The following is an 11,706-nucleotide window of genomic DNA, read 5'->3' as shown; positions in this document are numbered from 1 at the left end:
ACTCGGGCAAGGGTGCCCCTCACTCCTCTCCCGAACGGGTGAGGTGGGCGCGGCGGGCCTGGACGGCCCGGGCGGTGCCGGGGTCGGCGAACACGGCGGCGAACTCCTCGACGCTGGCCTCGATCCCCTCGGCCAGGGAAGTGTTCTGCCAGGTCTCGAACAAGCGCTTCTGCGCGGCCACGGCCGCCTTGCTGTGCCCGGTGAGCCGGGCCAGCATCCGCCGGGTCGCCGCGCGCAGCTCGGCGGCGGGCACGAGCTCGCCGGCCAGGCCCGGCAGCGCGGCGACCGGGTACACCTCGCCGGTCAGGATCATCTCCTTGGCCTTGCCCAGCCCCACGTGCTGCTGGAGCAGCGCGGCGTCGACCACCGAGGGGACCCCGACCCGGATCTCGGGCAGGCCGAACGCCGCGTGCTCGGCGACCACCCGGACGTCGCAGGCCAGCGCCAGCTCGAACGCCGCGCCCAGGCAGTAGCCGCCCACCTCGGCGACGGTGGGGCACGGTGCCGTCCGGGCCGCCGCCACGCAGTCGCGCACCGCGGTGATCAGCGCCCGCGCGCCGTCCGGGTCGAGGTCCACGAAGGAATCCACGTGCATCCCGGCGGAGAAGGCGCGCTCGCCGGTGCCGGTGAACACCACGGCCTCCGGCTCCTCGGCGCCGCCCGACAGCAGGTCGGTCACGGCGCGGAGCTCGTCGACGGTGAGGGCGTTGAGCTTGTCCGGCCGGTCGAAGCGGATCCACCGCGTGCCCGCGTCCCACCACGTCTCGATCGCGCTCATCACCGGCTCCTCTCGTCGATCCGACCGCCCACGGAACCAGATCCGCCGTCACCGGTCGAGTCCGCGCGCCATCGAGGCGGCCTATCGCGGTGTTCGGCGCGGGCTCTGCGGACCGCGCTGGGCCCGGGGCGTCCATAGTGGTCGCCTATCCGAACGTTCGACCGCGCATCTTTGACCGTGTGATGGGCGTCTCGTTGAATGACCGTGCCGCACCGCCGGGCCGCCCGGGAGGGGCCGCGCACCAGTCGTTTCCGACGAGCGGAGGAACCCGCGATGACCGCCGATACCGAGCGCACCGCGCGAACCGGGGAGGGGCCGTCCGGGTACCGGCCGGTGATGGCCTGGACGATCACCGGGATGCTGGTGATCTTCATGATCGTCAACTGGGCGGACAAGGCCGTCCTCGGCATCGTGGCCCAGCCGCTGCAGGACGACCTCGGCCTCAGCGCCGCGGAGATCGGCTTCATCGGCAGCGCCTTCTTCTTCCTCTACAGCATCAGCGGCGTGGCCGTCGGGTTCCTGGCCAACCGGGTCAAGACCAAGTGGGTGCTGCTCGCGCTGGCCGTGCTGTGGTCGGTCACCCAGGTCCCGGTGCTGGTCTCGGCGACCGGCACGGCCCTGCTGATCAGCCGGATCGCGCTGGGCGCGGCCGAGGGGCCCGCGACCGCGATGGCCAGCGCCGGTGCCTTCGAGTGGTTCCCGAAGGAGAAGCGCAGCCTGCCGGCCGCGTGGCTGAACTCCGGCGCCTCCATCGCCAAGATCGCGGTGGCGCCGCTGCTGACGGTGATCGTGGTGGCCTTCGGCTGGCGGGCCGCGTTCCTCACGCTCGCGCTGGTCGGCGTGGTGTGGTGCCTGGCCTGGCTGCTGATCGGCCGCGAAGGCCCGTACGCCACCCCGCGCGGCAAGAGCGCGCTGGCCGCCGCGCCCGCCGACGACACCCGCACGGTCCCGTTCCACCGGATCGCGTTGAGCCGCAGCTTCATCGGCGGCGCCCTCGGCACCTTCAGCGTCTACGGCATGGTGTCGGTGATCCTGACCTGGCTCCCGTCCTACTTCGAGGTGGGCTTGGGCTTCAGCCGGCTGGAAGCGGGCAGCATGTTCGGCCTGCCCAGCATCACCGGCATGATCGGCATGATCGGCGTCGGCTGGCTCACCGACCGGATGGTCTCGCGCGGGGCCAGCAGCCGGGTGCAGCGCGGGCTGGTCCCGGCGGGGGCGCTGCTGGTCGGCGGTGCGCTGCTGGCCACGCTGCCCTACATCGGACCGGCGTGGGCGGCGGTGACGATCGTGGTGGTCGCCTACGGGTTCATGGTCGTGGCCCTGCCGGTGATGAACGCGGTCGTCTCGCAGATCAGCCCGGTGCGCCAGCAGCCCGGTGCGCTGGGCCTGTTCCTGGCGGTGCAAACGCTGTCCGGGTTGTTCGCCCCGGCGTTGACCGGGGCGCTGGTGGACGCCGCCGCGGAGCCCGCCGTCGGCTACGCCCAGGCGTTCCAGGTCTTCGGGCTCACCGTGGTCGTCGGCGGGATCGTGATGGGCCTGCTGGTCAACCCCGAGCGCGACGCTCGCCGGATCCTCGGCTGACGACCAGGAGGTCCGCATGCCCGACACGTCCCAGCAGCCCCGGCTCGACTTCTTCGCCGAAGCCCGCGAGCACCCCCGCCGCACCGCGCTGATCGACGAGCACGGCCGGGCGACCAGCTACGAGCGGCTCGCCGCGCGGGCCGACCGCCTCGCCCGCGGACTGCGCGCCGCCGGTCTGCGGCGGGGCGACTGCGTCGCCGCGGTGATCGGCAACGGCCCGGCCTACTTCGAGCTGCGGTTGGCCACCTGGCAGACCGGGCTGTACTTCACCCCGATCAACCACCACCTCGCCGAACCGGAGATCGGCTACACCGTCGAGAACAGCGAAGCGGCGCTGGTCGTCGTCGACGCCGACCTGGCGCCGCGGTGCGGGCCCGCGCTGGACACCACCGACGTCCCGCCGCGACGCCGGTTCACCGTCGGCGCGGTCCCGGGCTGGCGGGACTACGAGGAGCTCTTCGCCGGGATGCCCGCGAGCCCGCCGGAGGACCGCACCGCCGGGGAGGTGATGCTCTACACCTCCGGCACCACCGGTCGTCCCAAGGGCGTGCGCCGCTCCCTGACCGGCGGGCCGCCCCGCCTCGGCCGGTACCACCTCGACTTCATGGCGCGGCTGGGCATCCACCCCGGTACCGGGACGCACCTGGTGCTCTCCCCGCTGCACCACGCCGCGCCCGGCACCTTCGCCACCGCGGCGCTGCACTTCGGGCACACCGTGGTGCTGGCGGGCAGCCGCGATCCGGAACCGGTGCTGGCGCTGGTCGAGCGGCACCGGGTCACGACCACCTTCACGGTGCCGACCGTGCTGCACCGGATGCTCCGGCTGCCCGCTGCGGTCCGCGCCCGCTACGACACCTCCTCGCTGCGCAGCGTGGTGCACGCCGGGGCGCCGTGCCCGGTGGAGGTCAAGCGGCGGGCGATCGAGTGGCTGGGGCCGGTGGTCGCCGAGTTCTACGGTGCCACCGAGGGCTCGGCCACCGCGCTGACCGCGGCCGAATGGCTGTCCGCACCGGGTTCGGTCGGCCACCCGCTGCCCGGCGCGGAGGTCCGCATCCTCGACGAGCAGGGCGACCCGCTGCCGCCGGGGGAGATCGGCGCGGTGTACTTCCGCTCCGGCATCTCCGGCATCGAGTACTTCAAGGACCCGGCCAAGACCGCCGCGGCCCGGCACGGCGGCTTCATCACCGCCGGGGACGTCGGCTACCTCGACGAGCGCGGCTGGTTGTTCCTGTGCGACCGGCGCACCGACCTGATCCTGTCCGGCGGCGTGAACATCTACCCGGCCGAAGTCGAAGGCGTGCTGCTGTCCCACCCCGAGGTGGTCGACGCCGCGGTGATCGGCGTGCCGGACGAGGAGTGGGGCCAGTCGGTGCTGGCCGTCGTGCAACCCGCTCCGGAAGCGGCCGACGGACTCGCCGACCGGCTCGACGCGCACTGCCGCGCCGGGCTCGCCGGGTTCAAGGTCCCGCGCCGCTACCGGTTCGACCGGGAATTGCCGCGCACCGACACCGGCAAGCTGTCCCGCCGCTCGCTGCGGGCCCCGTACTGGAGCGCATAGGTGCGGCCTATCGCGCTGTTCCGGGCCCGGTCTTTGCGGCGGGCCGGGCGCGGTGGTTGATTCGACCGAGGTCGTGGGAAGGAGTCGTCATGCGGGACGCGGTCATCGTCGACGCGGTGCGCACCCCGGTCGGCAAGCGCGGCGGCGCGCTGTCCGGCATCCACCCCGCGGACCTGTCCGCGCAGGCGCTCAACGCGCTCGTCGGCCGCCTCGGGCTGGACCCCGCCGACATCGACGACGTGGTGTGGGGCTGCGTCGGCCAGGTCGGTGACCAGGCGGGCAACATCGCTCGGACCGCGGTGCTCGCCGCGGGCTGGCCGACCTCGGTGCCCGGCACCTCGGTGGACCGCCGGTGCGGATCGGGCCAGCAGGCGGTGCACGCCGCCGCGGCCGGGATCATCGCCGGTCAGCACGACATCGTCGTCGCGGGCGGGGTCGAATCGATGTCCCGGGTGCCGATGGGCGCGGCGAACCAGGACGGCCGGCCGATGCCCGAGTCGGTGCTGGAGCGGTTCGGCGTCGGGGGCTTCAACCAGGGCGTCGGGGCGGAACTGGTCGCCGAGCGCTGGGGCCTGTCCCGCCGGCGGCTCGACGACTACTCCCTCGAATCCCACCGCCGGGCCGCGGCGGCCGGCGACTCCGGTGCGCTGGACGGGCAGCTCGTGCCGGTACCCGGCGCGCTCGACGCCGACGAGGGCGTTCGCCGGACCACCACCCCGGACCAGCTCGCCGGGCTCCGCCCCGCGTTCCGCGCGGACGGGGTGATCACGGCGGGCAACTCCTCGCAGATCTCCGACGGCACCGCCGCGCTGCTGCTCACCACCGGCGAGATCGCCGCGCGGCGCGGCTGGTCGCCGATCGCCCGGGTGCACACCTCGGTGCTGGCCGGCGACGACCCGGTGATCATGCTGACCGCGCCGCTGCCCGCGACCAGGAAGGCGCTGCGCAAGTCCGGGCTGGGCCTCGACGACATCGGCGCCTACGAGGTCAACGAGGCGTTCGCCCCGGTCCCGCTGGCCTGGGCGGCCGAGACCGGCGCGGCGCCCGACCGGCTCAACCCGCTGGGCGGGGCGATCGCCGTGGGCCACCCGCTCGGCGCCTCCGGCGCGGTGCTGATGACCAGGCTGGCGCACCACATGCGCGACCGGGGCCTCCGCTACGGGTTGCAGACGATGTGCGAAGCGGGCGGGCTGGCCAACGCCACCGTCCTCGAACTGCTGTAGGCAGACCACGAACCGGGAGGACCGATGCGCAGCACCGCCTACACCACCGAACACGACGCCTTCCGGGAGGTGGTCCGGGACTTCCTGGCCAAGGAGGTCGTGCCGCAGTTCCCGGAGTGGGAGCGCCGGGGCGTGGTCCCGCGCGAGCTGTTCATCAAGGCGGGCGCGCTCGGCATCCCGGGCCTGCAGGTGCCGGAGGAGTACGGCGGCGGTGGCTCGACCAGCTTCAAGTTCAACGCGGTGGTCGCCGAGGAAGCGGCCCGCGCGGGCGTCGGCATCGGCGGGCTGTCGGTGCACATGAACGTCGTGGTCCCGTACTTCACCTCGCTGTGCGACGCGGACCAGCGCCGCCGGTGGCTGCCCGGCCTGGCCGGCGGCGAGCTGATGAGCGCGATCGCGATGACCGAACCCGGCACCGGCTCCGACCTCGCGGGCATGGCCACCACCGCCACCCGCGACGGCGACCACTACGTGCTCGACGGCGCCAAGACCTTCATCACCGGCGGGATCAACGCCGACCTGGTGGTCGTGGTGGCCCGCACCGGTGCCGGGCAGGACCGCCGCGACGGGCTGTCGCTGCTGGTCGTCGAGCGCGGCATGGACGGGTTCACGCGGGGCCGCAACCTGGACAAGCTCGGGCTCAAGGCGCAGGACACCGCCGAGCTGTTCTTCGACTCGGTGCGGGTCCCGGCGGCCAACCTGCTCGGCGAGGAGGGCGCGGCGTTCCGGTACCTGACCGGGAACCTCCCGCAGGAACGGCTGGGCATCGCGGTGGCCGCGCAGGCGGCGGCGGAATCCGCGCTGCGCCAGACCCTCGACTACGTGCGCGAACGCACCGTCTTCGGCAACCCGGTGTCGTCCTTCCAGAACACCAAGTTCGAACTGGCGGGCTGCGAGATCGAGATCGAGGCGGGCCGGGCGGTGCTGGACAAGGCGCTCGACGAGCACGACGCCGGAACGCTCAGCGGCGCCGACGCCGCCAAGGTGAAGGTGTACTGCACCGAACTGCAGTCCCGGGTGATCGACCGCTGCCTGCAACTGCACGGCGGCTACGGCTTCATGCTGGAGTACCCGATCGCCCGGATGTACGCCGACGCGCGGGTCACCCGCATTTTCGGCGGGACCACCGAGGTGCTCAAGACAATAGTAGCCAAATCGCTTGGTCTGTGATCTTTCGGTGTCCGTGGTCTTTTTGCGATGCGGTGCGGGTGGCGGAACCTCAGCGGCCTTCTCGCTCCGGGAGCCGCTTCTCATGTGCAAGCGCGTACACAGCGTCGCGGCTGTCCTCGCGAGAAGACCGCTGAGAACCCGCGGCGGTGCAAGTTGCGAGGGTGGGGTAGTGCGGAAGCGGCTTTCGCCGCTTGCCTGGCGGGGGTTCCGTTCGGCGCGTGCGTGGGGGCGCGGGAGTGGTGCGTGACACAGCGGTGCGGGTCGTGCGGAGCACTACAGTGCCCGTGTGGAGCTGCACCAGGTCGAGTACTTCCTGGCGGTCGTCGATCACAAGGGCATCAACGCCGCGGCGGGTGCGCTCCAGTTGGCGCAACCCACCGTGTCGCAGGCGGTGCGCGGCCTGGAGCGCGAGCTGGGGGTGGAGCTGTTCCACCGGATCGGCCGCGGCATGGTGCTGACCTCGGCGGGCCGCGCCTTCGTCGGTCCGGCCCGCCAGGTGCTGCGCGACGTGGTGGCCGCGGAGGGCGCGCTGGTGGACTCGGCCGGGCTGCCGCGCGGACGGCTGGACGTGCACGTGTCCGCCTCGCTGGCGTTCGATCCGATGGCGCACCTGGTCGGCCGGTTCCGCAAGCGCTACCCGAACGTCTCGCTGCGGATCGGGGACCTGCGCGACGAGGAGGCGTGCGCCGCGCTGATCCGCGAGGGCCACTGCGAGATGGTGATCTGCCACCTGCCGGTCACCACCTCCGGTGACCTGGAGGTGCGCGAGCTCGGCGAGCACGAGTACTGGCTGGTCTTCCCGCCCGGGACCGAGGTCCCCGACCGCGATCCGCTGCCGCTGGCCGAGCTGCCGGACCTGCCGCTGGTGATCGTGCCCAAGGGCGCCTCCGGGCGGACCCAGGTGGAGCGGGCGCTCAGCGCCGCGCACAAGCGGACCCGGCCCTCGGCGATCGTGCAGCACCGCGAGGTGATGGTGCCGTTCGTCCTGACCGGGGTCGGCGCGACCGTGGTGTACCGGCCGATGGCCGAGCGCGCCGCCCGCCGCGGCGCCGTGGTGCGCTCGGTGCGGCCGCCGATCAAGCAGGCGTACGGGGTGGTCTACGACCCGGTGCGGCTGTCCCCGGCCGGTCGGGCGTTCCTGAACCTGGCGATGCCGTCTCCGCCGGGCTGACCCCGGCGACCTCCAGGAACGCCGTGGCGGCCGGGGACAGCGCACCGGCGCGGAACACGATCCCGACCTCGCGCCGGATCTCCGGCACGGTGGCGCGCACCTCGACGCCGGACAGCTCGCGCTCGGCCAGCCCCCGGGGCAGGAACGTCGCGCCGGCGCCGTGCTCGACGAGCTGCCAGATGGCCTGCCGGTGCGCGCACTCCACCGCCACGGCCTGCACGGCCGGTTCCAGGGCGTCGTCGACCAGCGTCCGGGTGGTGGTGTCGGTGAACTCCATGACCAGCGGTGTCCCGGCGAGCGCGGACAGCGGTACCGGATCGGGCAGGCCCTCGGCCAGCTCCGGCGGCAGCACCAGGGCGATCTCCTGGCTGCACAGCGGCCGGACCCGCAGCGAATCGACCCGGGCGCGCATGTCGGTGAGGCCGAGCTCGGCGTGGCCGCGCCGCACGTCGCTGACCACCCCGGCCGAGCCGCCGGGGTCGGCCACGTTGAGCAGCACCCCGGGGTGCTGCTGCCGGAACCGGCCGGCCAGCTCCGGCAGCGGGTCGGCGGCCAGCGTCGCCAGGGTGGAGATGTCGAGCTGCCCGCTGCTCCTCCCGCGCACCGCGTCCACGGCGCTGCGGGCCCGCCCGACGTCGTGCAGGATGCGCCGCGCGGGACCGGCGAAGGCGTGCCCGTCGGCGGTGAGCACGAGCTGCCTGCCGGTGCGGTGGAAGAGCTGGACGCCGAGCTGCCGCTCCAGGGTGCGGATCGCCTGGGACAGCGAGGGCTGGGCGATGTAGAGCGCCTTGGCGGCCTTGGTGACGCTGCCGTGGTCGATCACGGCGATGAAGTACTCCACCAGCCGCAGGTCCATCCGCGCAGCATAGCCCCGCCTCCGGACGGCGGACAGGGTTCGCATTGGTCCGGGCTCACGGCGCGTGCGGCCGTCGCTCTGCGGCGAACCGGACGGTCGGTCTGGACTGGGGAGCGACCGCCGGTCAGACTGGGAAGTCCGCATCGGCGTCGATGGACGGAGGAAGCAGCGTGGGTGGGAGCGTCCTGACCGAGATCGGGGACGGCGTCGCCGTCATCACGATCAACCGCCCCGAGGCCCGCAACGCGGTGGACCTGTCGGTGGCCGAGGGGTTGGCGGCGGCGGTCGACGAGCTCGAGAGCCGTTCCGACGCGGTCATCGGCGTCATCACCGGCGCGGGCGGCACCTTCTGCGCGGGCATGGACCTCAAGGCCTTCACGCGGGGGGAGCGGCCATCGGTCCCCGGTCGCGGGTTCGGCGGCATCACCGAACGCCCGCCGTCGAAGCCGCTGATCGCCGCGGTCGAGGGCTGGGCGCTGGCGGGCGGCTGCGAACTCGCCCTGGCCTGCGATCTCGTCGTCGCCTCGCGGGAGGCCAAGTTCGGCATCCCCGAGGTCAAGCGCGGCCTGGTGGCGGGCGCGGGCGGCCTGCTGCGGCTGCCCAAGACGCTGCCCTACCAGCTGGCGATGGAACTGGCGCTGACCGGCGACCCGCTGTCCGCCGAAGCCGCCCACGAGCACGGCCTGGTCAACTCGCTCACCGAGCCGGGCGAGGCGTTGCAGGGGGCGCGCGCGCTCGCGGCGCGGATCGCGGTGAACGGCCCGCTGGCGGTGCGCGCCACCAAGCAGATCGTCGCCGGTGCGGTGTCCTGGACCGACGCCGAGGCGTTCCGGTGGCAGCAGGAGATCATGGCGCCGGTGATGACCTCCGCCGACGCCCAGGAGGGCGCGCGGGCCTTCGCCGAGAAGCGCGCGCCGGTCTGGCGGGGCGAATGAGCGCCCGCCGCGAGGCGGCCGCCGAGCTGGGCGAGGTGCTGCGGCGGCTCACCGACGCCGCGGTGTCCACCGAGGTCCCCACCGCGGCGCTGCACGACGTCACCGCCCGGCTCCGGGAGGTGCTGCCGGAACTGACCGCGGTCCGCCGGAAACCGGGCGAGGCCGCCGCGGTGGACCGGGACGGGCCGCCGCAGCGCGTCTACAACCTGGTGGTGGGGCAGGGCAACCCGATGTCCCCGCCGATGACCGTCGAGCTCGTCGACGGCGCGGCGATCGGCACCGTCGAGCTCGGACTCGCCTACGAGGGGCCGCCGAGCTACGTCCACGGCGGGGTGAGCGCGACGCTGCTGGACCAGATCCTCGGGCACGCCCACGCCGCCTGGTTCGGGCGGCCCGCGATGACCGCCAAGCTCGCGATGCGCTACCGCGCGCCGGTTCCGCTGGCCACCCCGCTGCGGATCGTGGGCCGGGTGCTCGACGGCGACCCGGGGCAGCGGTGGACGTCCTCGGTGGGCACCATCGCCACCGCCGCCGAGCCGGACGTGGTGCTGGTCGAGGCGGAGGGCAACTTCGTGCTGCCCACCGCCGAGCAGGCCCGGCGCCTGTTCGGCGCGATGGAGGAGGAGCAACTGGTCGGCGAGGCGTTCTAGGCGCGGTCCGCGCGGCGGACCCGGGCGGTCCGGGAGCACCGGCACCGCGGGCCGCCGCCGGAGCGCGTCCGTCCCGAGTGGATGGACGGTGCGGCGGGAGCGGGCGGATGCCCGATTCGGCCGATGCCCCGCAGTGCCGCGGCGCGCGACAATCCGCGGTGCGGCACCGCCTCCGGCCGCTGTGGACGGACGGGTGCGGGTCACCGGCACACAGCACGCGGGTTCGAGGAGGAAACCGCATGTATCCAGGTGTTCATGCAGCCACCGCCCCCGATCGTCCGGCCGTGATCATGTCCGGTTCCGGCCGGACGCTGACCTACCGGGAGCTCGACGACCGTTCGCTGCGGCTGGCCGACGTGCTCCGGCGGCGCGGCCTGCGCCGCGGTGACGTGGTCGCGCTGTTCAGCGACAACTGCCCCGAGGTGTCCGAGGTGTACTGGGCGGCGTTGCGCTCCGGGCTCTACGTGTGCGCCGTGAACAGCCACCTCGGCGCCGACGAAGCCGCCTACATCATCGACGATTCCGGCGCGCGGGCGCTGATCAGCTCGGCGGCGCTGGCGGAGGTCGCCGCGGCGCTGCCCGAACGGCTGCCCCGGGTGGAGCTGCTGCTCGCGCACGGCGGTGCGGTCCCCGGCCACGGGGACTACGAGCGGGCGTTGGCGGCGGCCTCCGCGGAGCGACCGGCGCACCAGCCGGCCGGTGCGGACCTGCTGTACTCGTCGGGGACCACCGGTCGTCCCAAGGGGATCAAACCGGCGCTGCCGGACCGCGAGGTCGACGAGCCCGACGAGGGCGGCCTGTCCTCGCTGCTGCAGCAGGCGTTCGGGTTCGGCCCCGGCATGGTGTACCTGTCCCCGGCTCCGGCCTACCACAGCGCACCGCTGCGCTACTGCGGTTCCGTGCAGGCGGTGGGCGGCACCGTGGTGATGATGGAGCGCTTCGACCCGGCGGAGGCGCTGCGCGCCGTCGAGCGCTACCGGGTCACGCACAGCCAGTGGGTGCCGACCATGTTCGTCCGGATGCTCAAGCTCGATCCCGAGGTCCGCGCCCGCCACGACCTGTCCAGCATGCGGGTCGCGGTGCACGCCGCCGCGCCGTGCCCGGTGGACGTCAAGCGGGCGATGATCGACTGGTGGGGCCCGGTGCTGTGGGAGTACTACGCGGCCACCGAGGGCATCGGGATGACGCTGATCGATTCGGCGCGCTGGCTGGACAAGCCCGGTTCGGTCGGCACCGGCCTGCTCGGCGAGCTGCGGATCTGCGACGACGACGGCGCGGAGCTGCCCGCGGGCGAGGTGGGCACCGTCTACTTCGCCCGCGACGAGCTCACCTTCGAATACCTCGGCGACCCGGAGAAGACCCGGTCGGCGCGGCACCCCGAGCACCCGGGCTGGGCCACCGTCGGCGACCTGGGCTACCTGGACGAGGACGGCTACCTGTTCCTCACCGACCGCAAGGCGTTCATGATCATCTCCGGCGGGGTGAACATCTACCCCCAGGAGGTCGAGAACGCCTTGGCGCTGCACCCCGAGGTGGCCGACGTCGCGGTGATCGGGGTGCCCGACGAGGAGATGGGCGAAGCGGTCAAGGCCGTGGTGCGCCCGGCGCCGGGCGCCGAGCCGGGGCCGGAACTGGCCGAGCGCATCCTGCGGCACGTGCGGGACCGGCTGGCGCACTACAAGACGCCGCGCAGCGTGGACTTCGTCGACGCGCTGCCCCGCACCCCTACGGGCAAGCTCGTCAAGGGCGAGCTGAAGAAGCGGTACGCGAGCTGATCGAGAGGA

Annotated in this window: 10 protein-coding genes; 8 read left to right on the top strand and 2 right to left on the bottom strand. The window is 73.6% G+C overall.

Features of this window, described 5'->3' with window-relative positions; all coding sequences use genetic code 11:
* Positions 1 to 19: 19 nt before the first annotated feature.
* A complete protein-coding gene (locus ABD976_RS23335) occupies positions 20 to 778 on the bottom strand; it encodes an enoyl-CoA hydratase/isomerase family protein (protein ID WP_345366693.1) in 759 nt (252 codons plus the stop codon).
* A 273-nt stretch (positions 779 to 1,051) separates the two neighbouring features.
* On the opposite strand from ABD976_RS23335, the gene ABD976_RS23330 reads away from it, so the two are divergent.
* The 5 genes from ABD976_RS23330 (at position 1,052) to ABD976_RS23310 (ending at position 7,481) form a co-directional block, all read left to right on the top strand.
* Positions 1,052 to 2,359, top strand: a complete 1,308-nt coding sequence (locus tag ABD976_RS23330; RefSeq protein WP_345366691.1) for an MFS transporter — start codon at positions 1,052 to 1,054, stop codon at positions 2,357 to 2,359.
* Between the two features lie 16 nt (positions 2,360 to 2,375).
* Complete coding sequence (locus ABD976_RS23325) at positions 2,376 to 3,917, top strand: AMP-binding protein (protein WP_345366689.1); 1,542 nt, start codon at positions 2,376 to 2,378, stop codon at positions 3,915 to 3,917.
* 89 nt (positions 3,918 to 4,006) lie between these two features.
* A complete protein-coding gene (locus tag ABD976_RS23320; protein ID WP_345366687.1) occupies positions 4,007 to 5,140 on the top strand; it encodes a thiolase family protein in 1,134 nt (377 codons plus the stop codon).
* A gap of 24 nt (positions 5,141 to 5,164) precedes the next feature.
* Complete coding sequence (locus ABD976_RS23315) at positions 5,165 to 6,310, top strand: acyl-CoA dehydrogenase family protein (RefSeq protein ID WP_345366685.1); 1,146 nt, start codon at positions 5,165 to 5,167, stop codon at positions 6,308 to 6,310.
* 286 nt (positions 6,311 to 6,596) lie between these two features.
* A complete protein-coding gene (locus ABD976_RS23310; protein WP_345366683.1) occupies positions 6,597 to 7,481 on the top strand; it encodes a LysR family transcriptional regulator in 885 nt (294 codons plus the stop codon).
* Here ABD976_RS23310 and ABD976_RS23305 read toward each other — a convergent pair.
* Positions 7,387 to 8,337, bottom strand: a complete 951-nt coding sequence (locus ABD976_RS23305) for a LysR family transcriptional regulator (RefSeq protein ID WP_345366681.1) — start codon at positions 8,335 to 8,337, stop codon at positions 7,387 to 7,389. The genes ABD976_RS23310 and ABD976_RS23305 overlap by 95 nt on opposite strands.
* 170 nt (positions 8,338 to 8,507) lie before the next feature.
* On the opposite strand from ABD976_RS23305, the gene ABD976_RS23300 reads away from it, so the two are divergent.
* The 3 genes from ABD976_RS23300 (at position 8,508) to ABD976_RS23290 (ending at position 11,697) form a co-directional block, all read left to right on the top strand.
* Positions 8,508 to 9,272: a crotonase/enoyl-CoA hydratase family protein gene (locus ABD976_RS23300; protein WP_345366679.1), complete on the top strand. Its 765-nt coding sequence runs from the start codon at positions 8,508 to 8,510 to the stop codon at positions 9,270 to 9,272.
* Positions 9,269 to 9,922, top strand: coding sequence for a PaaI family thioesterase (locus ABD976_RS23295; protein ID WP_345366677.1), 654 nt, complete (start codon positions 9,269 to 9,271; stop codon positions 9,920 to 9,922). Before ABD976_RS23300 ends, ABD976_RS23295 begins: the two co-directional genes overlap by 4 nt.
* 239 nt (positions 9,923 to 10,161) lie before the next feature.
* Positions 10,162 to 11,697, top strand: a complete 1,536-nt coding sequence (locus ABD976_RS23290; protein ID WP_345366675.1) for an acyl-CoA synthetase — start codon at positions 10,162 to 10,164, stop codon at positions 11,695 to 11,697.
* The last annotated feature ends 9 nt before the right edge of the window (positions 11,698 to 11,706 follow it).

The sequence above is a fragment of the Saccharopolyspora cebuensis genome (assembly GCF_039542665.1).
Classification (GTDB): Bacteria; Actinomycetota; Actinomycetes; order Mycobacteriales; family Pseudonocardiaceae; genus Saccharopolyspora; species Saccharopolyspora cebuensis.
Note: the sequence above shows the minus strand (reverse complement) of the source record. Positions and strands in the feature narration are given on the sequence as shown.